The organism is Cyclobacterium qasimii M12-11B, from assembly GCF_000427295.1.
GTDB classification, from domain to species: domain Bacteria; phylum Bacteroidota; class Bacteroidia; order Cytophagales; family Cyclobacteriaceae; genus Cyclobacterium; species Cyclobacterium qasimii.
On record NZ_ATNM01000065.1, the window covers coordinates 66,984 to 93,377 of the forward strand.

Consider the following 26,394-nt stretch of genomic DNA (forward strand, 5'->3'; position numbering starts at 1 on the left):
TATAATGACGAATACCTTTATGGGTAATTTGGGGCACTTTATGGTAATTCTGGCTTTTGTCAGTGCCTTAGTCTCAGCAGTATCCTACTTCTATTACACCCGTGCTAGCGAGTTGGATAAACCATCCTGGAAAAACTTTAGCCGAATCACTTTTTACATTCACGGTTTTGCGGCTATTTCTATTGCATTCTGCCTCTTTGAAATAATTTACAACCATCGGTTTGAATATTTCTACGCTTACTCCCATTCTTCGAAAGGCCTGCCAGTACATTATATGATCTCCAGTTTCTGGGAAGGTCAGGAAGGTGCTTTTATTCTTTGGATATTCTGGGATGTAGTACTTGGTCTGGTTATCATCAATACCAATAAATTCTGGGAAGGACCTGTCATGTTGGTGTTCATGCTCGTTCAGGCATTTTTAGTATCCATGATACTGGGAATCGTTATTGGAGACCTGAAAATTGGTAGTTCACCTTTTATGCTACTCCGCGATGTTTCAGAAGCACCAATATTTCAAATCAATCCGGATTTCGTTCCTGAAGACGGTACAGGCTTAAACCCTTTATTGCAAAATATCTGGATGGTAATCCATCCACCTACCCTATTTCTGGGTTATGCATCTACTTTGGTTCCTTTTGCTTTTTTAATGGCTGGGTTAACCTTAAAGAGATATTCTGAATGGATAAGACCCGCATTACCTTGGGCCATTTTCTCTGCCATGATTTTAGGTATGGGCATTATAATGGGTGCTTATTGGGCTTATGTTACGTTAAACTTTGGAGGGTATTGGAACTGGGATCCAGTAGAAAATGCCGTCTATGTTCCATGGCTAATCATGGTAGCAGCGATTCATACCATGATCACATTTAAGAAAAGCAGCACCGCACTAAAAACCTCCATGATACTCGTCATTGGCTCGTTTATACTGGTACTGTATGCTACTTTTCTGGTTAGAAGTGGTGTCTTGGGTGATTCTTCTGTACATTCTTTTACTGATCTGGGATTATCTGGACAACTACTTATTTACATGTTGTTCTTCCTTGCCATTGCCATCTTCCTTACCGCCAAGGAGTGGAAACACATTCCAACCTCAGAAAAAGAAGCATCGGTATATTCCAGGGAATTTTGGATCTTTATAGGCGCCACTACCTTAGCCCTAATGGCTTTTCAGGTGATTGTACCTACTTCCATTCCGGTTTACAATGCCATTATTGAAATGTTTGGTGGCTTGTCAAATCTAGCTCCACCAGCTGATCAAATTGGATTCTATACCAAATTCCAACTTTGGTTTGCAGTTGCACTTGCCTTATTAACGGGTGTAGGGCAGTATTTCTGGTGGAACAAAATGACCAAGGAGGATCTTAAAAATGCCTTGGTTACCCCATATATCATCTCTATGGTTTTGGCAGCCGTAATCATCACAGTTGGTAAAGTTTATGACGTTACCTATATCGTGATCGTCCTTGCTGGAGCATTCACCATTGTGGCCAATTTCTCTATTTTAGTGAAATTATTGAAGCATAAAACCTTTAAATTGGCAGGAGGATCTCTTGCCCATATTGGACTAGGTATGATTCTGATTGGGATAATGTTCTCCTCAGGATACTCCGACACCATATCCATCAATATGTCTGGCCTAACTTATAAAAAAGATTGGGAAGATGACCTGAACAAAGAAAATGTATTGCTTTGGATCAACAAGCCGCTACAGATGAAAGATTATGATGTAGTCTATAGAGGAAGGTACAAGAAAGTAGTAGGCGTTCCTGACTATGTCAAAGCAGATGCAATGGAATCCCTCGATGGAGTAAATCAAGCCCTGGCTTTAGAAAACATTGAAGTTAAGGACAAAGTGTACTTTCAAAAAGGCGATACGCTCAAACTGGTTTTGGAAGAAAACTCTTACTTTAAGGTGGAGTATTTTCAGGAAGATGACAAGAAATTCACATTGTACCCCATGTCTCAACCTAACCCTACCATGGGTTTAATTTCTTCTCCAGACTCAAAAAGATACTTAACCAAAGATCTTTATACCCACGTCTCAGCGATCAATGATTACGAAGAACCGGAGTGGAATGATGACCAGTTTATCAATGCCGCCCCTGGTGAACAGTTTTTCATCAATGATTTTGTTACTCAATTTGAGAGTGCGGATGTGGTCAAAGAAATGGATGGAATCCCCTTAGAAGAAGGAGACATAGCTGTTCAGGCAGTCCTTACCATTATGGATTATGATGTAAAGAAAACATTGAAACCAGTATTCTTAATTCGAGGAAATCAAGTAGGCAAAGTTGAACACATCGACCATGACCTGGGCATCAAAGTAGAAGTCGACAATATTGTTCCCGAAGAAAACAAATTTGTATTCAAGGTCAACACCTACCAAAAGGATTATGTAGTAATGAAAGCTGCTGTCAAACCCATGATCAATGTATTGTGGCTCGGTACGATCATTATGTTGATAGGCTTCTCTGTAGCCATATTCCGTAGGTTTGATGAATTCCAAAAAATGAAAGCCAAAGGCCTGGAATAATTTCTAAAAAGTAAATAGATAAGTTTTAACCCCTAAATAACTTTAGGGGTTATTTTTTATAAATTTATGGACATGAAGTTTACTATAGCGATTATCGGAACGGGTAATGTGGCCTGGCACCTGTCATCCGCTTTGGAGAATGCGGGGCATGAAATATTGGAGGTGTATGGAAGAGACATCCAAAAAGCGCGTCAACTTTCTTCCCGACTATATGCTACAGAGCCTCAGGATCACCTGGATTTCACAGAAAGCAAGGCCAATTTATTTATCATTGCGGTAAGTGACCAGGCCATAGCTCAGGTTGCAGAAGCGGTACTGTTGCCAGAGCGTAGTATTCTTGTGCATACAAGTGGCACCATGCCTTTGGACATTTTGTCCTACAGCTCAGCCGATTTCACCGGCATACTTTATCCTTTACAAGGCTTCAGTAAAAGCCGGGAGGTATCCTTTGAGGAAGTCCCTTTTCTTCTGGAGTCCGAGGACAAAGAAACCTTGAAAAACTTGAAAAAACTTTGTAAAAGTCTCAAGGCCCCAAGTCATGAAATCAGGTCAAAAGACCGAAGGTCCATCCATGTTGCAGCAGTATTTGCGGCAAATTTCACTAATCACATGGTGTTTATGGCTGAATCCATAATGAAACGCCAAGGCTTGGATTTTGACATTTTAAAACCGCTGATCATTGAGCAGATGAATAAAACACTTCTACTGGGAGCCAGTGATGCTCAAACTGGCCCAGCTGTAAGAAATGATATCAATACTTTGGAAAACCACCATGATTACCTAAGTTATAATGAACAACTTGCAGAGATTTATAGAAATATTTCTCAAGACATTATGGACAGCCATTAATTATTGTTATTAACTTAATAGCCGTTATCTCTATAATAATCAGTATTTTATTAATTCTTAATGTTCAGATTGCACTTAATCTCATTAGTTTTGTAGCATGAAAAATCCAAAGGCTTCTCCTGTATTTACTTTTGGTGGGTTTATGAAAATTATCCGTCCGGAAAACCTGCTAATGGTCGCCTTTGCGCAATTGATGACAGCCTTCTTTCTTGTTGGTACCACCAACAATGGGTTATCGGTATTGCAGGATTATCACCTCTACTTATTGATCATTTCAACGGTCATCCTTACGGCCTCAGGTTACATGATTAATGATTACTATGATGTAAAGATTGATTATGTCAACAGGCCTCAAGCCGTAGTGATCGGGAAGGGAATGAAAAGGCGCATGGTAATGATTCTTCATACCGTAATGAATGTCGTTGGTATTATGATTGGCTTATTGGTGCACCCAAAAATCGGAGCCATCACCTTTGTGGCAGCATTCCTTTTATGGCTTTACAGCAATTCCCTCAAGCGACTTCCTTTTATAGGCAACTTAACTGTGGCTTCTTTAACAGGCCTTGCCATCTGGATTGTTGGAATATATTACCAAAAATCAGAGCTTTTAATCATCACCTATGCCATATTTGCCTTTTTCATCAATTTAATGCGTGAGATATTGAAGGACATAGAAGACCGAAATGGAGACCGGAAACATGGCTGCAAGACCTTACCAATTGTTCTGGGGTTTAGAAAAACCAAAAACATTATATTTATCATTGCTTTCCTATTTGTTGCAGCTATTCTATTTGTCACATTTAAGATAAATGAGCCTTTACTCTTCCTTTATTTCGGAGGGCTTAGTCTGTTTTTCATCGCTTTTATGGTGAAAATATACAAGGCTGATCGAAAATCTCATTTCTCTGAATTAAGTACTATATCTAAAATACTTATGCTTACAGGCATACTAAGTATGGGATTCCTTTAAGAAAATTTAAAAACCATCAATATGAAAAACAACATCATCGCCTTAGTCTTTTTCGCTGTCCCTTTTCTCTTCCTCTCCTGTTCAGGAAAAAGCAATCAGTCAAATACTGTAGCTGAAGAAACACCACAACTCTTTCCTGACGAAATTACCAAGTTCAGTCCAGTAGAAGGAAACCCGATTTTTACGGCGGCAAGTGAAGGCGCCTGGGACAGTGGCATCAGGGAAAGGGGATTTATAATGAAAGAGGAGGACGGCTATCATATGTGGTATACTGGATTTGATAAGTTTGGTGAAGACAGGTTCCTCAATTTAGGATATGCCTTTTCAGAAGATGGCATCGAATGGACCAGGTATGAAGGCAATCCTATTTTCAGTGAGAGTTGGGTAGAAGACATGATGGTCTGGAAAGAAGATGGTGTTTATTATATGTTTGCCGAAGGAAGAGGTGACATCGCCAAAATGCTTACTTCCACTGATCGCATCCATTGGGAAAACCAAGGAGATCTTAATATCAAGAAAGTGGATGGCTCACCAATTAGCGAAGGTGCTTATGGCACACCAACTGTTTGGGTAGAAGATGGGATTTGGTATCTGTTTTACGAAAGAGGCGATCTGGGCATTTGGCTGGCAACTTCTACAGACCGAAAAGTGTGGACAAATGTTCAGGATGACCCAGTAATTACTATGGGGCCTGAGGCTTATGATATATATGGAGTGGCTGTAAATAAAATAATTAAATATCAGGACCATTATTATGCCTACTACCACGCTACTTCCTTAGAAGATTGGAGCGATTGGACCATGAACATGGCCGTTTCGAAAGACTTGAAAACCTGGACAAAATATCCTGAAAACCCTATCATGGGAGACAACAAATCTAGTGGTTTCCCTGTTTATGATGGAGAACAATTTCGATTCTACACAATGCACCCTGAGGTGGCGTTACATTTCCCTGCTAAATAAACAGGACAACGGGATAAATAAATGTGGAATGCAAAGAGATTCCTTTGTATTTTTACAGTGAGAATAAAACAAATCATACAGTGAAAAACATTGCCATACTCGCTTCTGGAAGCGGATCAAATGCGGAGAAAATAATAAGCCATTTCCAAGGGTCTACAAAAGCCCGCATTGCATTAATTGCCTCAAACAAAAAAGGTGCATATGTACTTGAAAGAGCAAAAAAATTGAATGTGCCTAGCCATGTATTTTCCAAAGCGGAATTGGAAAGCGGGGAATTCACTGAAGTGCTTCGAGACCAAAAAATTGATTTCGTTGTATTGGCCGGTTTTTTGCTTCAAATTCCAGGAAATCTAATCCAGGCTTTTCCAGACCTTATGGTCAATATTCATCCCGCGCTATTGCCAAATTATGGAGGGAAAGGAATGTATGGAGACAATGTGCATAGGGCAGTAAAAGCAGCTGGAGACACCGAAACCGGAATCACCATTCACCTTGTCAATGAAAATTATGATGAGGGAAAAATCATCTTTCAAACTGCGGTAGCTGTAGGTGAAAATGACAGTCCTGAACAAATTGCAGAGAAAGTTCATGTCCTAGAACATAAATACTATCCAAAAATCATTGAAAGTCTGATTTAATGCCTTGATTTTCCTAACTTTGTCTCTTCGTAAAGTTATATTAAAAAGTAAATACCAAATAATTTCCTTCTCTATCGGTTTAATTCCAATTAAAATTTTCCGATGGGTTTAAATGTGATAAATTACAACAGTAATGGCTGAAAAAAAATACAATCTGCGCTTATCTCGGTATATTATAAAGACAACCTGGAACCCATCATTGAACTATTAAAAAACCAGGGAGTAACCATCTATTCTACGGGTGGAACACAGAAATTTATCGAAGAGCAAGGTGCTGATGTAATTCCGGTGGAGGAACTGACTGGCTATCCTTCAATTTTTGGAGGTAGGGTAAAAACCCTTCATCCAAAGGTATTTGGAGGTATTTTGTATAGAAGGGAAAATGAAGGCGATATCAAACAGGCAACTGAGTATGGTATTCCAGCCATCGATTTAGTAATCGTAGATCTTTATCCTTTTGAAGAGACCGTGGCATCTGGCGCTTCTGAAGCAGACATTATAGAAAAAATTGACATTGGAGGAATTGCATTAATCAGAGCAGCCGCGAAAAACTGCAAAGATGTAACCATCATTGCTTCAAAAGCACAATACGGGGAATTAGAGGAAAGACTAAAAGCACAAAACGGGGCTTTGACTACCGCTGACCGTAGGTATTTCGCAGCCCAGGCTTTTAAAGTATCCTCCAATTATGACACGCATATATTCAATTATTTTAATCAGGAAGAAAACATTCCTGCCTTAAAAATAAGTGAAGAAAATGCATCGGATTTAAGGTACGGAGAAAACCCACACCAGGAAGCACGTTTTTACGGAGACCTTAAGGCCTTGTTCGATCAGCTAAACGGAAAAGAATTGTCTTACAACAATTTGGTCGATGTGGATGCTGCAGTGTCTTTAATTGCTGAGTTCACTGAAGAAACTGCTTTCGCTATTTTAAAACATACCAATGCTTGTGGTGTTGCACTAGGAGCGACTGTTAAGGAAGCTTACGAGAAAGCATTTGCTGCAGATACGATCTCTGCTTTTGGCGGTGTTTTAATAACCAATAAAAAAGTAGATTTGGCTGCGGCCGAAGCCATACATGGATTGTTTTTTGAAGTGCTTATAGCTCCAGATTTCGATCAAGATGCTATGGACTTGCTAAAAGGAAAGAAGAAAAGAATCCTTTTAAAGCAAAAAATGAATTTGACTGGTGCCAAGCAAGTCAAAACGCTTTTGAATGGATTTGTAGAACAGGACAAAGACTTAAAAACGGAAACCAAAGCGCAATTTGAGGTAGTGACTAAAGTGGCTCCAAGTGAAGCTGAAAAAGACGCCTTGGTATTTGCGTTAAAAATCTGTAAACACACTAAATCAAACACCATCATTCTCAGCAACCATGACCAACTCTTTTCAAGTGGTGTAGGACAAACCAGCAGAGTAGATGCGCTCCAACAAGCGATAGAGAAAGCCAAAGCATTTGGCTTTGACCTCAAAGGTGCTGTTATGGCATCTGACGCATTTTTCCCATTCCCAGATTGTGTAGAAATCGCTGGAAAGGAAGGAATATCTGCAGTGGTACAACCAGGAGGCTCTATCAAAGACAAAGACAGCATCGCTTATTGTGATGCCAATGGCATGAGCATGGTGATGACGGGTATCAGACATTTCAAGCATTAATTGACAATGGCTTTGGTATTTTTTTCCAGATGAATATTTATATGATTCATCTGGAAAAAATACCGATTTCCAATAATATTCCTTTTACATTGCTGACAAATTAGACGCAGATTATGTAATCGGTAATAGGATTCGTTTTAAGTGCTAAAGCTACCTAAATTAAGGCTATATTGAAGATGAGCGGTTGCAGCTGCTTGGGGACATGGATAAAACCAGATTTACCAATTAATCATAAATCAACTGTTGATTAATCCCTGGTAAATCTGATGAAATCACCTCTTCGGTACTACAGAAAGTTGGAATAATAGGCCAGACCTGTTTACTCCCACGGATTTAATTGTGTTAAATTTAAAGAAACAAGAATCATTTAATTAGAAAATATTAAAATGGGATTATTCGACTTTTTCTCAAGTGACATCGCCATTGACTTAGGTACAGCCAATACGCTAATTATACATAAAGAAAAAATAATTGTGGATGAACCATCCATAATCGCTATAGATAAAACAACCAATAAAGTATTGGCTATTGGCCGTGAGGCCATGAACATGCACGAGAAAACGCATGAGAATATCAAGACGATCCGCCCATTAAAAGACGGAGTAATTGCGGATTTTTATGCAGCCGAACAAATGATCAGAGGATTGATCAAAATGATCCCTGGACATAACAAAGGTATGTTTCCCCAATCTCATAGAATGGTGATTTGTATCCCTTCCGGCATTACTGAAGTGGAAAAGCGAGCTGTCAGAGATTCTGCAGAACATGCTGGTGGCAAAGAAGTTTACATGATATATGAACCCTTAGCAGCAGCTATCGGTATAGGTATAGACATAGAGAAACCAATGGGATCCATGATCGTGGATATCGGAGGTGGAACCACTGAAATAGCACTTATAGCGCTTTCAGGAATAGTTGCAGACCAATCCATAAGGGTAGCTGGTGATACTTTCACCAAGGACATCCTGGATTATATGCGACGACAACACAACCTGCTTATTGGAGAAAGATCTGCAGAAAAAGTTAAGATCGCCATCGGTTCAGCATTGACTGAGCTTGATGATCCACCGGAAGATTATGAAATAAGAGGTAGAGATTTAATGACCGGTATTCCAAAGGTCATAAAAGTTTCTTATTCAGAAATCGCTTTTGCTTTGGACAAGTCTGTTTCTAAAATTGAAGAGGCTGTACTCAAGGCATTGGAGATTGCTCCTCCGGAACTTTCTGCTGATATTTATGACAATGGCATCCATCTAACAGGTGGTGGCGCATTGCTTAAAGGCTTGGACAGAAGGTTACACCAAAAGACCAAGTTGCCAATTCATATTGCAGAAGACCCACTTAGGGCAGTAGTAAGAGGCACTGGTAATGTCTTGAAAAACATCAAACAATTCAGAACTGTTCTCATGACCTAAAAAGAAGATGCAGCAAATCTTTCTATTTTTATATAGACTAAGGGCATTTATTCTTTTTCTGATTCTGGAATTACTGGCATTGGGGATTATTTTCACGCATAATTCACCACAGGGGGCGGTCTATTTTAATAGTAGCAATAAGTTTACAGGGCGTTTATTGTCTTCAAAAAACAACTTTGTCTCTTATTTTACGCTCTATTCTACCAACAAAGCATTGGCTGAGAAGAATGCTTCCCTTCTCAACCGGCTGGATAGAATGACTCCCGTTGCCGATTCTGCCTATTTCGCTTTAGACAGTACCCTTAGTAATAATTACAACTTCTGGTCGGCCAGGGTAATCAATAATTCTATCAATCTGAGCCAAAACTTCATCACGCTGGATAAGGGAAAAGTAGACGGCGTAGTAGAAGGAATGGGTGTATTCAATGAACAAGGTATTATTGGAAGAGTAAAAGGTACAAGCAACCATTTCTCTTCGGTAATATCTTTATTACATACAGACCTTCTGATCTCCTCTAAGATAAAAGCAACAGAGGTTTTTGGCTCTATAAAATGGGATGGAATTAACTCAAGTGAAGCCAAATTGCTCTATGTTCCACGGCATGTGATGGTGGAGCCCGGCCAGGAAATAGTTACCTCCGGATACAATGCCGTCTTCCCTGAAGGCATTCCAGTAGGCAAGGTAAAAGAGGTTTCTTATGGAAATGAGACCAACTACCTTGACATAACAATCAGTTTGGGGGCTGATTTTAGTAAACTCAATTTCGTATATCTGGTAAAAAATGATCTACGAGAAGAAATGGACAGTTTGGAAATAGAAATGGTGAATCCCAATCAATGACAACAGTTAATTTACTCAAATATAGCTTTAGCTTTTGCCTTTACTTTCTAATTCAGGTTTTCATCCTGAAGGATTTGGTTTTGTTTGGCTACTCCTTTTGCTTTTTATATGTATTTTTTCTTTTGAGTCTTCCACATGAAGTACCTACCATTTCATTGTTATTAATTGGCTTTTTCTTAGGGCTATTCATAGATATGTTTTATGATAGTTTTGGGATTCATGCAGCCAGCACCGTGTTTCTTGCCTTTCTTCGGAATTCATGGATCAAGGCAATTATCCCCACTGGAGGCTATGATGACAATGTCCCCCCCACTTTATTGAACATGGGATTGGCCTGGTATATATTATACTGCCTACCGCTGATCCTTATTCATCATCTTATATTTTTTTATATTGATAGTTTAGGAACGGATTTGTACCTCCCGCTCGTTATTAGAGTATTCAGCAGTATGGCGTTCACATTTCTCTTGGGAGCAATCGTACAAGCAATATTTTACAAAAAAGAAAGGGTAGTATAAATGTACACAGGAAGATCTTTAGTCGTTGCCATTACAATTGGGGTAATTGCTTTGATTTTATTGGGTAAATTATTTTTAATTCAGGTAACAGATGACAGTTACCTTAGGAAAGCAGAGCGCAATGCCATCCAACGGGTAGTAGACCATCCTTATCGAGGGCTTGTTTACGATAGAAATGGCGCTTTATTGGTCTTTAATGACCCTGTTTTTGACCTGATGGTAATCCCAAAAGACTTTAGTCTAAAAGATACAGCCAGGTTCTGCAACTTGTTTGATATTGAAAAAGATTACTTGATAGAGAATTTCACGGCAGCAAAAAATTACTCTTGGGTAAAACCCTATCCCTTAATCAAGCAAATTTCCAAGGAAGACTTTGCCAAAGTGCAGGATTTTCTCATCGATTACAAAGGCCTCTTCGTGATGACCCGATCCGTAAGGTCTTACCCTAGATCTTCTGCTGCTAATATACTTGGATATATTGGAGAAATAAGTGGTTCTCAACTTTCCCGTGACAGCAGTCGGTATTATGTTCAGGGCGATTATGTTGGACATAGTGGTCTAGAGGCTTATTATGAACCTGAATTGCGCGGAAAGAAAGGCGTTAAATACAAGCTCGTCAATGTCCGAGGCATTGAAAAAGGCGCTTTTAAAAATGGAGACCTGGACACCCTTTCTATGCCCGGGGAAAACCTGCAATCGACTATTGATTTGAACTTACAGCTTTATGGAGAGCAACTAATGCAAGGCAAGCGGGGATCCATTGTGGCAATAGAACCCAAAACCGGAGAAATCCTTACCATTATTTCCGCACCTACTTATGACCCGAATGTTTTAACGGGTGCAAAATTTGGGCAAAATTATACCGTTTTAAACAATGACCCTGAAAAGCCACTGTTTAATAGACCCATCATGGCAACCTATCCTCCCGGATCAATTTTTAAAATTGTCCAATCCTTAATCGGACTTCAGGAAGGAATCCTGACACCAAATTCTACTTTCCCTTGTAATAAATCCTTGGTTAATTGCCATAACCACCCTACACCAGTAAATCTATTTGGTGCCATAAGAAATTCTTGTAACCCTTATTATCACCAGGCCTTTAGGCAGGTAATCAACCAGGAAGTTTCTACCAACACCTATACGGATACCCAAATTGGACTTGACAAATGGCAAAAAGCAGTTGTTAAATTTGGTTTAAACAACCGATTGGGAGTAGACATAAATGGAGAAAAAGGTGGCTCTATTCCTTCAAGTAGCCTATATGACAAAATCTACGGCAAAGGAAGGTGGAAATACTCTACCATTTACTCCCTATCAATTGGACAGGGTGAGATGTTGGTTACCCCGTTACAAATGGCAAATCTTGCAGTCATTTTTGCGAACAAAGGGTACTTTTATACTCCCCATTTGATCAAATCGATCAATGATGATCCGTCCAGAATTCCAGCAAGATTTAAAGAAAAAAGGGATTCAGGTGTTGAAGCAAAACATTTTGATTTGATACAGGATGCAATGGTTCAAGCCTTGTCTGGTACTGCCACAAGAGCTATAATGAAAGACATCGAAATAGCAGGTAAAACTGGTACGGCGCAAAATCCTGCTGGTGAAGATCATTCTGTCTTCATTGCTTTTGCCCCAAAAGATGATCCAAAAATAGCCATTGCAGTCTATGTGGAAAATGCGGGATGGGGAGGAAGAGCTGCTGCAAGTACAGCGAGTCTTTTGATTGAAAAGTACCTTACCGGAGAAGTTAAAAGACCGGAATTGGAGGAATATGTGCTAAAAGGAGATTTTATTTATTAAGTGAGACAAAAAGACACCAATTTACATAAAATAGACTGGGTAACTGTAGGGTTATATTTCGCGTTGGTTTTTATAGGCTGGCTGAATATCTATGCAGCAGTATACGATGAACAAAATGCTACCTCCATTTTCGATTTTTCCATCAACTCAGGGAAACAGTTGGTATGGATAGGTACAGCCATTCTGCTTATCATAATCATCATGGTAGCAGATTACCGCCTTTTTCATAACCTTAGTCTCGTACTATATGCAATATTTGTCCTCATCCTTTTTTTAACCCCTTTTATAGGCAAAGAAATCAACGGACAAAGGGCTTGGTTTGAGATAGGTGCTTTTAGATTGCAACCCGCAGAATTCACCAAGTTTGCCACTGCACTGGCATTGGCAAAGGTTATGGAAGGCCCAAGCTTTGATCTAAGCAAGCTTAAAGACCAAATGAAGGCCTTAGGAGTTATCTTCTTACCAATTGTCCTTATATTATTACAGCCGGATACAGGTACTGCAATGGTTTACAGTGCGTTTTTCATCATGCTTTATAGAGAAGGCATGCCACAAAGGTACTATGTCATCGGACTGTCACTAGTGGGTCTTACCATCCTTACCCTGGCCATCGAAAACAACCTCTATTTATTTGGGAGCATCGGTGTCGTCATCCTTATTTTGGTAGCGATGAGTAAAAAATCCTGGCAGAACGCAATAAGCTTTGTTTTTCTGGGATGTATCATGGCGGTGTATGCCTTAAGTCTGGACTATGTGGTAGAAAAACTTCCTGAACACCAGCAAAATCGAATCATGGTTTTGTTCGACCCAGATGTTGATCCTCTCGGTGTAGGCTGGAATGTTACCCAATCAAAAATAGCCATCGGTTCAGGTGGTTTATTGGGAAAAGGCTATCTGGAAGGCACCCAAACAAAGTTTGACTTTGTACCTGAACAACATACCGATTTCATTTTTTGTACCCTAGGTGAAGAATTTGGATGGGTCGGAAGTTTTGTAATGATTGCCTTGTTTGTCACCATGCTACTAAGGCTCGTTTTTTTAGCGGAAAGACAAAAAACACGGTTTTCAAGAATTTATGGTTATTGCGTGGTTAGCTTGTTATTGTTCCACTTTACCATAAACATTGCCATGACCATTGGGCTATTTCCAGTGGTGGGGATTCCTTTGCCTTTCTTCAGCTATGGAGGTTCTTCACTTTGGTCGTTTACGATCCTGCTATTTATCTTTATAAAATTAGATTCAAACAGAATTCAGATACTGGGAAGGAGTTACTAGATTTATCGCTTTCCCCTATTTCTACTTAAGTTGAACCTGGATAGAATTTTTACCTGAAACAAAAAAATCCGAGAAGTTAACTCTCGGATTTTTCTTTGTTTAAAAACGCACCTAAACAAATCACTATTTAGTGATTTACCTACGTTAAAACGTTAAATACTAGTCTCTTTAATATTTCTACCTCACACACCCACTTAAACGGTGGGCTTAGATTCCATTTGAAATAGATTTACAACACTCCTCCAGTCCCAAGAAGCAAAAAAAGCGATGCCGCCAAGGCAGCTCCTACTACAGGACCAACGATTGGCACCCAACTGTAACTCCAGTCGGAGGTTCCTTTTCCTTTTATTGGAAGCAGTTGATGCATAATCCTGGGCCCAAGGTCTCTTGCAGGATTTATAGCATACCCTGTAGTGCCACCCAAAGAAAGGCCTATTACCCAAACTAAAAAGGCTACAGGCAGTGCACCGATAGATCCCAATCCTATTGGGGTCCCCTGACCATCATCTATGACAGGACCGGTAGAGTATAAAATAACAATGATCAAAACAAAGGTACCGATCACTTCCGATGTGAAATTGGAAGACAATTTTCTTATCGCAGGGGCAGTCCCGAATGGGGCAAATTTAAGCGCCGGATCATCCGTAACGTCAAAGTGATCCTTGTAGACCAAATAGGAAATACCTGCTCCAAACATAGCGCCTAATACTTGAGCCAAGATATAACCTGGCACCATTTCCCAACCAAATTCACCCACAATAGCCAATCCAATGCTTACTGCTGGATTTAGATGGGCACCGCTGTGGGGTCCTGCAACCACCACTCCGATAAAAACACCCAAAGCCCAGGCAGTAGTGATGACCATCCAACCTGAATTTTGTCCTTTGGTTTTATTCAATACTACATTCGCTACTACTCCTGAGCCCATGGCCAAAAGCAAAGCGGTTCCGATAAATTCAGCTATATAAACGTTCATATTTAACCGTTTATCCAGTTTAATGATCTCTCAACTGCTTTGTGCCAATAGGCTAAAGTTGATCGCATCATTTCTGTATCCTGTTTGGGTTCAAAGGTTTCATCTGCTTTCCATAAGCTTCTAATTTCATCCATGTCTTTCCAGTATCCTATTGCTAGTCCTGCGAGGTATGCTGCGCCCAAGGCAGTGGTTTCAATAATTTCAGGTCGTTTTATCGAGCACTGGTTCAAATCAGCTTGAAATTGCATTAAGAAATTATTGGCAGTAGCTCCACCATCCACACGCAGTTCAACAGTTTCTTCTCCAGCATCTTTCTCCATCGCTTTCAATACATCATGCACCTGAAAAGCGATGGCTTCCAATCCTGCCCTGGCCATATGGGCTTTTGTAGTTCCCCTGGTGATCCCAAAAAAAGCACCTCTGGCTTCCTGGTCCCAATAGGGGGCTCCCAATCCCGTGAGAGCAGGTACAAAATAAACGCCATCATTGTGATCCAGACTTGAAGCCATGGCCTCACTGTCTTTTGCGTCATTAAATATTCCTAAACCGTCTCTTAGCCATTGGATGCCTGCTCCACCTATAAACACACTTCCTTCCAAGGCGTAATTGACCTTATCCCCTATTTGCCAAGCGATAGTGGTCAATAGTTTATTGTTAGATTTAACGGGCTTATCTCCGGTATTCATTACTAGAAAACAACCTGTACCATAAGTAGTTTTTGCCATTCCAGGTTCTGTACACAATTGACCGAATAAGGCCGCTTGCTGATCACCAGCAATTCCAGCAATTGGAATTTTTGCTGAAAGCAAATTGCCTGAAGTTTTGCCATAAACTTCGCTACTTGACTTTACTTCGGGTAAAATGGCCGCAGGAATATCCAAAAGCTCAAGCAATTCTTTGTCCCATTTCCTTTCGTGAATATTGAAAATCATCGTCCGGCTGGCATTTGTAATATCGGTAACATGCGTTTTGCCAGCTGTCATTTTCCATACTAGCCAACTGTCCACGGTGCCAAAACACAATTCTCCCTTTTCCGCCCTTTCTCTGGCTCCTTCTACATTATCAAGTATCCATTTGATCTTGGTTCCAGAAAAATAGGCATCTATGATCAAACCGGTTTTATCCTGAACCATTTCTGAATGGCCGGCTTCCTTAAGGGAATTACAGTAAGCGGCCGTACGTCGATCCTGCCATACAATGGCATTAAAAACTGGTTCGCCGGTTTTTCTATCCCATAGTATGGTAGTCTCCCTTTGATTGGTAATCCCTATGGCAGCCACCTGACTGGCAGTGATATTGGCTTTGGTAAGGGCTTCAGTTGCCACAGAGGCTTGTGAAGACCATATTTCGTTGGGATCATGTTCCACCCAACCAGATTTTGGAAAGAATTGCTCAAAATCCTTTTGGGCTGTGGCTACAATTTGCCCTTGTTTATTAAAGATTATGGCGCGCGAACTGGTCGTCCCCTGGTCCATGGCCATTATATATTGATTGTTTGGGTTCATTGGGTTTTAGATATTTATTAAATACTTTCTGGCTAATTTATAAAATTCTTCTAACTCTTCACTTATCCATGCCTCATCTTTGCCAAGTTCCTTCGCCATTATAGCCGCTACTTTCGGAGCCATTAGCATAGATGCTTTGGCATCAAGTAATAAAATCCTGCAACGACGAGAAAGGAAATCTTCAATCTTGAGTGCCATCTCTTCCCGAACGGCAAAGACCACTTCAGCTCCAGTATAGGGGTAATTTTCGTGTATTCGCTCCGCCAAAGCTGAATCTTTCTTCTGCAAATCAAGAATAAATTTGGCATCTGTTCCGTACAGCTGCAAATGCCCTTTTATCTTTTCCTCACTGTATCCATGGAGATGCTTGTCTGCTGAAGTACTTTCTATTTTACTTATTCCCTGACTTTTAAAATGAGCATCCACAGTGTCCTCTCCCATTTTCCTGAAAGTAGTCCACTTCCCACCAGTGATGGTGATCAACTTACTTTTAGAAACAATAACTTTATGGCTTCTGGAGATTTCCTTGGTTTTAGTACTTCCTTCTTTAGGAGCTGCAAGGGGTCGAAGACCGGCAAAAACAGACAAAACATCTGCTCTCTTCGGTGGTTTCACTAGATAATTACTAGCTGTATCCAATATGAAATTAATCTCAGCAGCCAAAGGCCTCGGCTCCATTTTTGGTTTTTTCACCAAAGTATCGGTAGTCCCTACTACTAACTTGCCTTCCCATGGAACAGCAAAAAGCACCCTGCCATCAGAAGTTTCAGGAATCATTAATGCATCATTACCTCCCAAAAAGGAGCTGTCCATCACCAAATGAATCCCTTGACTTGGCTGGATCATTCTACGGGCTTCAGGGTTATCCATTTGCAGGATTTTATCCGCAAAAACACCTGTAGCATTGACAACAGAAGTTGCGGAAATGACATAATTCTTCTTACCTATTAAATCCCTAAAGACCAAGCCATTAATTTTACCTGAGTCATCTTTAGTCAATTTGTTGACCCTTGCATAATTAAGAATGCAACCTCCCATTTCAATACAGGTCTTGGCAATTACCAAGGCCAACCGGGCATCATCAAATTGCCCATCATGGTATAGAATTCCGCCTTTCAATCCTTTTTGACGAATTTGAGGCAACCTTTTAATGGTTTCTTCCCTGGATACAAACTTGGATTTCCCAAGCCTCAGGCTACCAGCCATCCAATCGTATATTTTTAGGCCCAGGCCATATTTTAGTCGATCAAAATGCGTATACAGAGGAATAACAAAGGGCTGATTGATAGTCAAATGAGGCGCATTCCTCAATAATCGACCCCGCTCTCTCAAGGCTTCCAAAACCAAACCTATTTCACCCTGAGCCAGGTAACGAACTCCTCCATGCACAAGCTTGGTGCTACGGCTTGAAGTGCCTTTAGCAAAATCCGATTTCTCTAATAATAAGACCTTCAAACCCCTCGATAATGCATCCAATGCAACACCTAACCCAGAAGCACCGCCTCCGATTATTACCAGGTCCCAACTTCCCTTTTCGTCTTTAATTCTTGATAAACTATTCTTTCTAATCATCGCCACCATTTTACATTACTAAAGTAACACAAAAGGAAATAAAAAGAAACAAAAGGAAATCATTTTGTATATTTGCACTTCAATCTTTCTCCTATTATGGTAATTGCTAAAAGACATAAACACATATTAGACAAGCTTGAGGAAGCGGGCTATGTTAGTGTGGCAGCTTTGAGTAAGGAAATGGATGTCACCATGGTTACTGTCAGGAAAGACCTCAGAATCCTGGAAGAAAAGGGCTTGCTTTTTAGAACCCATGGAAGCGCCACCCCTGTCGCCCCCTATGTCAATGACAAACCAGTTACTGAAAAGAGATTGGTCCAGGTAAGTCAAAAAAATGCTATAGCAGAAAAAGCCACCACATTTCTCCAACAAGACGATGTGATTATTATTGGCTCGGGAACAACGGTTCTGGCATTTGCTCAGTCCATACCCAAAACGCTTTCAATCACCGTGCTTACTGCTGCCATGAATGTTAGTATGGCATTATTGGATGTACCAGGAGCCGAGGTAGTTCAGCTGGGCGGAGTTGTGCGAAAGAGCAGTAGTTCAGTAGTAGGGCATTTTGCCGAAAACATGATAAAGGATTTTGCCTGCAACAAATTATTTATCAGTGTAGATGGCATTGACCCTGAATTTGGATTGACAACATCCAATATATTAGAGGCTCATTTAAACAGTATCATGATTGCATCGGCTCAAAAAACAATCGTTTTAGCAGACAGCAGCAAGTTTGGCAAAAAGAGTTTTGGGAAGATCGCCAACCTTGAAGACATAGACACCTTAATTGTTGACAAGAACCTCTCCACACATTATGTAGAAATGCTCGAAGAAAAAGGCGTTAGAGTGATTTTGGTTTAGATGAGTTGCATTAGAGTGGTTGGTAATTACTGTTGGCCAAACGTATTTACCCCCGCAAAACCTTGCCATCAGCCAACTCTATAATGCGTTGTGTTTTTTGAGCAAAATCCAAATCGTGGGTGACCACCAAAAGTGTTTTGTTATATTCTTCCGTTAGTTCTTTAAATATGTTGAACACAATGTCCGCATTTTTACTGTCCAAATTTCCGGTAGGCTCATCACACATAATTATCAGGGGATCATTTATCATTGCCCTAGCGATGGCAACCCGTTGTTTTTCCCCGCCAGACAATTGATTGGCCATTTTATGGGCTAATTTTTCTATTCCTAAATCTTTCAGGAACTCATAAGCATTGTGCTCTAATTCTTCTTCACTTAGCCTATCCAACTTAAAGCCTGGCAACATCACATTCTTTAATGCTGTAAACTCATTTAATAAATAATGGAATTGAAATACAAAGCCTATCTTTTCATTCCGTATGGCTGCCAATTCTTTTTCTGACTTGCCTCGGATGCTTATACCATCTAATAAGAGTTCCCCTGTAAAGTCGGTATCCATGGTCGAGAGAATGTAAAGCAAAGTAGATTTCCCACTGCCTGACCTGCCAATGATTGAGGCGTATTCGCCTCGAGACAGACTAAATGAAACCTCCTTAAGGATGTCAATCTTGACAGGATTTAGGAATGATTTGCTAATCGCCTGAGCTTCTAATAGTATATTTCCCTTCATCTACTTTCCTCTGATTATGATTACAGGATCTACCTTACTTGCTTTAATTGCAGGAAACCATCCTGCAAAAAAGGTGGTGACCAATGCAAAAATTGCTGCTACTGTATAATATTGAATGCCATAGTCAATTGGATAAGTAGTTACTGTGGGCATGGACGGTGAATTAAAAGGAATGGCATCTATGGTTATTGAAAGTAAAACCCAAAAAGTATCCCAGCCAATGCTCCCGCAATACCTATACTCAAGGATATGGAGATGAAAATCTTCTTTACATCAGTACCAGCAAAACCTGTGGCTTTTAGTATGGCAATAGTATCCATTTTTTCATAAATGAGCATGTTTAATATATTGTAGATCCCAAAGCCAGAAACGATTAGTAAAGTAATGCCAACGGCATAGGAAATAATTGAACGTACACTGCTACCTGTTTCAAACTGAGCATTGGCGGTTTGTATGTCTTCTGCGTCTATTTTAAAGAAGTTTTCATATTCTACTGCCATGGCTGGGGCTTGAGTCATGTCTTGTAATTTGATTTGAATATCACTGATATAATTGCTGTTCTCTCCAAGGATTTTTTGGGTTGTAGACAAACTAGCAAAGCTTTGAACTTTATCTATCTCTGCAATTCCCGACTGAAAAAACCCAATTACTTTTAAGGAAAACTGTTCCCCTTCGGTTGAAGTAACGGTTATATTATCGCCTACCTTGGCCCTCATGATATCTGCAGCCCCTTGACCAAGGATGATACTATTTGAAACATTTTTAAGATCTAGGGGCTTTCCATCAAATACATAATCATTAAACGAGAAAAATGCAGCCTCTTTCTCGGGGTCAACGCCATTAATGATACCATTTAGGTCAATATTCCCAAGGTTATAAAAAACTTGAGCCGTTATTTTAGGAGCAACTCCTATAACTCGTTTGTCCTTGTTCAGCTTATCAATAATCTGTGGGGCATTGTATATTTCCTTACGGGTATTGGTCGGTTTTAGAGAGCTAATAAAATTATGGTGATCCTTATAATCTTCGGTTAAATCAATGGGCTGAATTTTAGAGGGAAGAATATCATTGTATAGACGAACGTGAGGTGTCCGGTTCAAGACTATTCCATCCAACAGCTGATTCAATCCTTCCATAAAACCCAGCAGGGAAATAAAAAAAGCAATGCTAAACGTAACACCAACAGCCGCAACAAGTGTTTGTTTCCATCGGGCACGCATAAGTGCACCAGAGATTTCTGTGATGTGTTTTATCTTCATTACTCTGGAAGTTCTAGCCTGGTGTTCTCATTTATGCCGGCCTTTATTTCTACCAGATCGTAGTCCATTAGGCCAACATCCACTTTTTGCAACGCTCCTCCTTCTAACATCACCGTTGTATCATTCACCAAATAATTTCTGGGAATAGTTAAGGCATTTTGTTGGGTATGGATTAAAATATTGGCTTCAACTGTAAGGTTCGGAAAAAGCTCAGCTGGGTTTTTGGTAAATACTGCTTCAGCCTGAAAGGATCTAGTCCTAATGTTCATCATTGGGTCGATGGCAATAATTTTAGCCTCAAATACTTCAGATTTGTAGCTGTCCATTCGTATGAATGCTTGTTGCCCTTTCTTTATTTTTACTATATCAAACTCATCAATATTCAATTCTATAATGAAATCCGCAGCGCCGATAACCGCTGCAGCTACTGAGCCATTTATTAAATCCCCTACCTCTTTGTTAATTTTATAAACCACTCCATCTACCTCACTTCTAACGATGAAATCACCTTCCAATATTTTTGCGATTTCTAAATTGTTTTTGCTTTGGTCTGACGACAGTTTAACTTGACGTTTTAGCTCCGCATAATTGGTGCGAGCAGAAGCCAAACTCTGTTTTGAGTTTTCAAAGTTCAACTCTTTCTGTTCTAAATCAATTCTGGTGCCGATGCTTTTGTCCCATAGGTTTTTCTGCCTTTGAAAAATTAAAGAATCGTTTGCTAGTTTCTTTTCCGCTAAGAGAATGGCCTTTTCCGCATCAAGTAATTTGTCTTTATTTAGAGAATAATCGGCAGCAGCTGAAGCTAGTCTTGCATTTTCAGTGGCTATTTTTGAGTTTTCATTGTCCAATTGAAAAATTGGGTCGCCCTTTTTCACCTGCATTCCTTCGGTTACAAATATTTTTTCTATAATCCCAGAGGACTTCCCAAACACCTCATATTGGTTTTTGCTTTTTATAAAGCCTGATGCATAAACACTTTCAGTAATGTCTTTAATTTGAGGCGTAATGGATTCATTTTCGCTGGAACAAGAAAGTAGCGTCGAAATTATCACTAGAGTTAGAACTAAAAAACTATTACTCATCAGATTAAGGATTAATTTTGTTTGTTTCCTAGACAATTGTTTTTTTAATACAATCTGGTCTAAAACAAGATCGTAAGCATATCGATAGTAAGTTTTCACTAAAAGACCAATACTTGGCACCTATTATAAGGTACGCTAATTTGTTAGTAAGTATAGGTAAAAGATAAAATACAATTAAACGTAATTATAGCAAAAGTACATTAAATTGCACCTGATTTATATCATGTATTTTTAGTTAAAAATACATGATAACCTTAAGGTGGTGTTCCTTTTTGATAGTTTTTGCAAACTAAACCAGGATATTTAGTTCATTACAACAGCAAGAAAATTCAGGCTACCCTACTGATATTTCGCATTGAGGCCCTCAATGTATTGATGCAAGAAACACTACAACCTTTGAACATTTAGCTCAAAAAAGATGCAATGAATCAAGGCTTTTAGTAAATCGACAAGGGCTATTCCTTATCCTCTCCCTTTTCAGTTTTAATAAATGCATCAAGTCGTTTCTGATAGGATGCTTTGTCTCCTTCATAAACTGGCATCAAACCACTTTTCTCAGGGAAGGTTTCCATGTGTAACGTTTGTGTGGGAAAGGCAAATCTCACTCCTAGTTCATTGGCTAGTCGGATGGCTGACAGAATCAATTCTTCTCTGGCCTTGAGCTCCTCCGGCCAGGAAGGCACTTTGAAAAAGACATAAAACATGATGTCTAAACTATAAGCTGAAAGATTGTTCAGGTATATATTATAATAATCCTTCCGGGTCTTAGGGTGATTTTGAACGATTTTTCGCAAACCATTCAAATACACTTCAACCAATTCCGTGGGAGTATCATAAGTAATGGTAATAGTAGTATAGAATCTTCTGTACTTTCTAAGCCCATGGTTATCTACGGTAGCATCTGCAATTTTCCCATTGGGAATGTACACAAGGGAATTTCTAAAAGTCCTCACCCTTGTGGAACGAAACCCTACTTCTTCAACCGTACCATCCACTTCACCGCTAGTGATCCAGTCACCTACTTGAAAAGGCTTGTCAATAAAGATCATAACAGAACCGAAAAAGTTTTTGATAGTATCCTGGGCAGCCAATGCAAAGGCCAAGCCACCAATTGACAGGCCTGTAAGGAAAGGCACTATATCAATGCGCAAGGCGTATTTCAATATAAAAAGCGAACCTATAACAATGACAAAGGTTTTGAGGGTTTTTCGAACCAAAGGCACCAATTGATCATCTAGCGTAGAAGCCGTCTTGTCGGCCATCCGACTCATATAAGCAGACAGCACATCCACCAACTTATAAAAGATAATGGTAACTATAAAAGGTTCGGCTGCATTAAGCAATAAGGTGATCCAGGACGCGATATTAATTGGAAGTTGTAAAACACGAATAAATATTGCCAGTAGCAAAATAATGATGTAAATACTGATTATCCTGGCAACCGGGAGAAGGTACTGTTTGGCAATTTGTCCATATCCCGACTTGACAAGGAGGTAATAAAAGAGCCTATCAATCAATAGGGTAAAAAACTTATGACTTGTAAAAACCATCAATACCAAAAAGAAAATCCCTACCAACTGCCACAAATACAATCCGAAATAATCCTGACTACCAATTCTGGGTAAAATGTCAAGCAACTTTGCTGTTCCAAAAGGATACGTTTCCTGGTGCAGTGCTTTGACATTTTTTACGGTAGCCGAAGAAAATTTCCATCTATCTCCAACTTTTTCAAGATAAACGGATGGAAGTGTTAACTCATCAAATACATAAACCTGTTGCCCATTTCTGATAGTATCTCTATAATCAGCAGCATTGGGAACCGTGTTCATCCGAACAAATACGCCTTTCCCATCAAACACCTGTTTTAGTTTGACTGCTAAAGCTGCAGCATCTTGCCCTTCGCTTCCAGCCATATTCAATGCTTTAGCCGCTACCTCTGGGTTATAATTTGGTTCATTTAAGTTATAGAAAAAGGTATAAACCGTATGGTAAGGAGAACTGAAGTTATTGTGATCGGTAGTATCCTCGAGTACCAAAGACCCCGAATTGAAAACTTGTGCCTGAAGGGGTGAAAACCACCCAGAAAAAATCAAAAAACAAATTACTAATATATTTCGCATGCAATTATTCATTGTTATAAACCTCCCTTAATTTTACTTGCCTTCCCTCAAATTTACAATGGTATTTTGTATTCGTAAAGCTTGTCGCCATACACTGTCATAAGCGTATACTCATTGTCACTTCCAGAGAAGTCTATCCATAAGCTTTGGCTAATACTGATCGGCTTTTGATTGATAAGTTGCCCTCTACCATTATACAAATAGGCGAAATCCTGCATCTTATCCAGTACAGCAAATATTTTATTGCCTTCTCCAAAAGAAAAATACATGTACTCTATCTCACTGGATGGAATACTCATTTCAAAAAACAACTGTTCATTTGGCCGCATAACTTTAAGCTTGTTATACTCCTCAATTACCCATACATAATCTGTTTTATTCTGGTCGTTTACCAGACTAAACTTTGTATCTGTTTCAGGTCTAAGCAATTGATTTCTATAGGTAAGCTCTCCTTTAAAATTAACATTTACCACTTCTCCAGCCTCATTTATAGTTACGAGTTTGGAAGGTTCGTTGTTCCCACTTTCTTCAATGGCATAAGCCGTTGAGATACCATCCCCAAGGAGAATTCCTCCTCCTACTTTCGATTCACCTCTACGGTTAAACAAGTTTAATTTTCCATTGCGGTGCACACTTACCATAAAATCTCCAAGGTCAGGTTCCCGATGGTGACCCGGCATATAACTTAGCGCTCCGCTCCTATGGATGTTGGGTACCCATCCCTCCAACAAATCACCCTTCTGATCATACAAGTATAAATCGCCTTCACTGTCTGCCACGAAATACCTGTAATTCCTATTATTGTCATAGTCCAAAACATTTAGAAAGGCTATTTCTTTGTCTTGTAGGAATGGAATAGGGTATCCTGGCAATAAATTTCCATACCTGTCCAATGCATAAATAAAGTCCCTTGTAGCAAAAACAAGTTGGAGTTTTCCGTTTTTAAAATAATCTATTTGATGTATTTCACTAATGATGGCACCAGGGATTTGTTGGGAAAACACCCTTTCTCCCTCCCCACTTATCAGATGAATAAAATAATCTTCATCCTGTACCAGAAAATCAGTGCTTCGATCATTGAAATTTTGAATTCCTTTAGGTCCGTAGATCAATTGCTTTCCAAAGGAAGTGCTTCTTGATTCAGTAAGAATCATCTGCTTGTTAATTTCAGGCTCACCTAAATCAATATCCAACTTGATTTGGACCGTTCCTTCCTTAAAGATGGAAATATTCATCCAGTCAAAAGAACGAAAAACAGGTGCATATTTCTGAAACACAGGACTCCAGGAAGGACTACTGTTTTGGATCAAAATGGGGTAAAAACGGTCATTGTTCAATATCAACCGAACAGGTGCACCATTGTTATTCTCTTTCAAGATATCCTTATAAGCCAATGATTTCCCCCAGGTATTGTCATTGTAGTAATCTTCTAATAGGTTTTTTACGCTTTTGAGACTATTCCCTATGATCAGGTGGTTTCCCGCCATGGAAATATAACTTCTGGAAAAACCGGTGAAGTTTCCTTCAAAAAGATGCGCTGGGAATTCCTCTACATCAAGCATAAAGATTTCTTTTCCCATATAGTACTCTTTGAAAAGCTTTGTGCTGTCATTTTGACTCACTTCCAAAGCAAACTTCTCGAGATTTCGATACCTGCGTTCCGTGTTTTCAGGATGAAGCAAAAGAATTTGGTTGGGGTTCTTTTCAAATAGATTTTCTTCGAGCACCATGGTGGCTTCACCCCCCAAAGCATTTAAGAAATCTTGAATATCCTGACTTTCATCAAGTGCCGCTGCAATTAAGGGCCTTGGGTTAAAAGCTAAGTTGGGGATTTGTTTGAAACCTTCAAATCTGGGAAATAGGTATTGCGTTACCCAAGCAGCTCTATTGCTAATGACTGGTGCAAAAGACAATCCATTTGGCGATTCCCCTTCTGACTCCATTCGACCAGACTCTCCATCGGTATAAAACTGCCCTCCAAATGAAATGGTTGTATCACTAAAGGAAGGAATCAAATTAGAAGACAATTTATTTTCCCTCAGGTTTTTTAACAAAGGCTCAGCAATTCCATCTGTCATCTCATTGACCAGGGAGGCAAATCCTTCACCAGAAAACCTTAAGACGCCTTTAGAATTTAATGGGATCGAGGGTTGAAATAAATGAGGGTAAGATTGCTTAAAGTTTTTCAGCTCAAGGGATTTTGCATATCGAATGCCATCTTCCACTAAAAAGGAAGTATGACTTCCAATCAATACATTCTCAAAGCGGGTAAATGTAAAGGTTCTCGCCCCACCATCGGTTTTGATTTCATAGAGGGCTACACCGCTGTAATTTCTTTTCTTCAGTCCAGAAATTCCATTGTCAGGGTTTTCTTCAAGTTTCTGGATAAAATCAAAGAATTGTTCATTTTCAAAGGCTATACCAATTAAAAACCCAAATGCTCCTTTACCTATAGGATGCAGGGATAATCTAAATCGGTGCCCTTTGAGGTATTTATCCAGATTACCACTTTTACCAGTGATGCTGTCTAAAAAAATCAATTGTGACTCAACGTCAGCTAAGGCTGGTAAATTGTGAAGCTTTTCCCAGACAGGTTGATTCACCAGATTGTTCCAGTAGCCTACAGGATCATTTGTTTCAAAAACGAAAATGGCATTAGGAGGTACTACTTCCATCCCATTCAACCTGGAGTCAAAAAAATCGCTCTTAACCAGTAAAAAGGCGATAAACCCAAACACCAAAATCAATAAAATTATCAGCAGATTTTTCAATAGGCCCTATTCATTTAATGTTTATCAACTACTATCAAAACAACAAAAAAATCACGA

Annotated in this window: 21 protein-coding genes; 12 read left to right on the top strand and 9 right to left on the bottom strand. The window is 39.6% G+C overall.

The window, feature by feature from the left end; translation table 11 throughout:
• Positions 1–4: 4 nt before the first annotated feature.
• The 11 genes from ccsA (at position 5) to rodA (ending at position 13,464) form a co-directional block, all read left to right on the top strand.
• Complete coding sequence (gene ccsA, locus ADICYQ_RS06575) at positions 5–2,533, top strand: cytochrome c biogenesis protein CcsA (RefSeq protein WP_040414864.1); 2,529 nt, start codon at positions 5–7, stop codon at positions 2,531–2,533.
• A 72-nt stretch (positions 2,534–2,605) separates the two neighbouring features.
• Entirely contained in the window at positions 2,606–3,382 is a 777-nt protein-coding gene (locus ADICYQ_RS06580) for a Rossmann-like and DUF2520 domain-containing protein (protein WP_040414898.1), read from the top strand.
• A 97-nt stretch (positions 3,383–3,479) separates the two neighbouring features.
• Positions 3,480–4,352, top strand: a complete 873-nt coding sequence (locus tag ADICYQ_RS06585) for a geranylgeranylglycerol-phosphate geranylgeranyltransferase (protein ID WP_020891899.1) — start codon at positions 3,480–3,482, stop codon at positions 4,350–4,352.
• Positions 4,353–4,373: 21 nt separating this feature from the next.
• Positions 4,374–5,315 (top strand): glycoside hydrolase family protein, encoded by a 942-nt coding sequence (locus ADICYQ_RS06590; protein ID WP_020891900.1) that lies wholly within the window; start codon positions 4,374–4,376, stop codon positions 5,313–5,315.
• A gap of 80 nt (positions 5,316–5,395) precedes the next feature.
• A complete protein-coding gene (gene purN, locus ADICYQ_RS06595; RefSeq protein WP_020891901.1) occupies positions 5,396–5,953 on the top strand; it encodes a phosphoribosylglycinamide formyltransferase in 558 nt (185 codons plus the stop codon).
• Positions 5,954–6,100: 147 nt separating this feature from the next.
• On the top strand, positions 6,101–7,612 hold the full coding sequence (gene purH, locus ADICYQ_RS06600) for a bifunctional phosphoribosylaminoimidazolecarboxamide formyltransferase/IMP cyclohydrolase (RefSeq protein ID WP_040414866.1): 1,512 nt from the start codon (positions 6,101–6,103) through the stop codon (positions 7,610–7,612).
• Positions 7,613–7,998: 386 nt separating this feature from the next.
• Positions 7,999–9,027: a rod shape-determining protein gene (locus ADICYQ_RS06605; RefSeq protein ID WP_020891903.1), complete on the top strand. Its 1,029-nt coding sequence runs from the start codon at positions 7,999–8,001 to the stop codon at positions 9,025–9,027.
• Between the two features lie 7 nt (positions 9,028–9,034).
• Positions 9,035–9,868, top strand: a complete 834-nt coding sequence (mreC, locus tag ADICYQ_RS06610; RefSeq protein WP_020891904.1) for a rod shape-determining protein MreC — start codon at positions 9,035–9,037, stop codon at positions 9,866–9,868.
• The gene (locus ADICYQ_RS06615) at positions 9,865–10,386 is read left to right on the top strand and encodes a hypothetical protein (RefSeq protein WP_020891905.1); all 522 of its coding nucleotides are present in this window, start codon (positions 9,865–9,867) and stop codon (positions 10,384–10,386) included. Before mreC ends, ADICYQ_RS06615 begins: the two co-directional genes overlap by 4 nt.
• Positions 10,387–12,189, top strand: coding sequence for a penicillin-binding protein 2 (gene mrdA / locus ADICYQ_RS06620; RefSeq protein WP_020891906.1), 1,803 nt, complete (start codon positions 10,387–10,389; stop codon positions 12,187–12,189).
• Complete coding sequence (rodA, locus tag ADICYQ_RS06625) at positions 12,190–13,464, top strand: rod shape-determining protein RodA (RefSeq protein WP_040414870.1); 1,275 nt, start codon at positions 12,190–12,192, stop codon at positions 13,462–13,464. It abuts the gene before it with no gap.
• Between the two features lie 229 nt (positions 13,465–13,693).
• Here rodA and ADICYQ_RS06630 read toward each other — a convergent pair whose 3' ends face one another.
• Genes ADICYQ_RS06630 through ADICYQ_RS06640 form a run of 3 tightly spaced genes read right to left on the bottom strand, consistent with a single transcriptional unit; the run spans position 13,694 to position 17,517 of the window.
• Positions 13,694–14,440 (bottom strand): MIP/aquaporin family protein, encoded by a 747-nt coding sequence (locus ADICYQ_RS06630; protein ID WP_020891908.1) that lies wholly within the window; start codon positions 14,438–14,440, stop codon positions 13,694–13,696.
• Positions 14,441–14,442: 2 nt separating this feature from the next.
• Positions 14,443–15,945, bottom strand: coding sequence for a glycerol kinase GlpK (gene glpK, locus ADICYQ_RS06635; RefSeq protein WP_020891909.1), 1,503 nt, complete (start codon positions 15,943–15,945; stop codon positions 14,443–14,445).
• A gap of 6 nt (positions 15,946–15,951) precedes the next feature.
• On the bottom strand, positions 15,952–17,517 hold the full coding sequence (locus ADICYQ_RS06640) for a glycerol-3-phosphate dehydrogenase/oxidase (protein WP_020891910.1): 1,566 nt from the start codon (positions 17,515–17,517) through the stop codon (positions 15,952–15,954).
• A gap of 96 nt (positions 17,518–17,613) precedes the next feature.
• Between ADICYQ_RS06640 and ADICYQ_RS06645 the strand changes: the two genes are divergently transcribed.
• A complete protein-coding gene (locus ADICYQ_RS06645; RefSeq protein WP_020891911.1) occupies positions 17,614–18,375 on the top strand; it encodes a DeoR/GlpR family DNA-binding transcription regulator in 762 nt (253 codons plus the stop codon).
• A gap of 46 nt (positions 18,376–18,421) precedes the next feature.
• On the opposite strand, the gene ADICYQ_RS06650 is transcribed toward ADICYQ_RS06645, so the two are convergent.
• The 6 genes from ADICYQ_RS06650 to ADICYQ_RS06670 form a co-directional block, all read right to left on the bottom strand.
• A complete protein-coding gene (locus tag ADICYQ_RS06650) occupies positions 18,422–19,105 on the bottom strand; it encodes an ABC transporter ATP-binding protein (RefSeq protein ID WP_020891912.1) in 684 nt (227 codons plus the stop codon).
• Complete coding sequence (locus ADICYQ_RS29585; RefSeq protein ID WP_020891913.1) at positions 19,106–19,258, bottom strand: lipoprotein releasing system, permease component; 153 nt, start codon at positions 19,256–19,258, stop codon at positions 19,106–19,108. It abuts the gene before it with no gap.
• A gap of 32 nt (positions 19,259–19,290) precedes the next feature.
• Positions 19,291–20,364, bottom strand: a complete 1,074-nt coding sequence (locus ADICYQ_RS06655; RefSeq protein ID WP_020891914.1) for an ABC transporter permease — start codon at positions 20,362–20,364, stop codon at positions 19,291–19,293.
• Positions 20,364–21,446, bottom strand: coding sequence for an efflux RND transporter periplasmic adaptor subunit (locus tag ADICYQ_RS06660; protein ID WP_040414873.1), 1,083 nt, complete (start codon positions 21,444–21,446; stop codon positions 20,364–20,366). Before ADICYQ_RS06660 ends, ADICYQ_RS06655 begins: the two co-directional genes overlap by 1 nt.
• 455 nt (positions 21,447–21,901) lie before the next feature.
• The gene (locus ADICYQ_RS06665; RefSeq protein ID WP_040414876.1) at positions 21,902–23,566 is read right to left on the bottom strand and encodes a mechanosensitive ion channel family protein; all 1,665 of its coding nucleotides are present in this window, start codon (positions 23,564–23,566) and stop codon (positions 21,902–21,904) included.
• A gap of 53 nt (positions 23,567–23,619) precedes the next feature.
• Complete coding sequence (locus ADICYQ_RS06670; RefSeq protein ID WP_020891917.1) at positions 23,620–26,337, bottom strand: hypothetical protein; 2,718 nt, start codon at positions 26,335–26,337, stop codon at positions 23,620–23,622.
• Positions 26,338–26,394 lie beyond the last annotated feature (57 nt).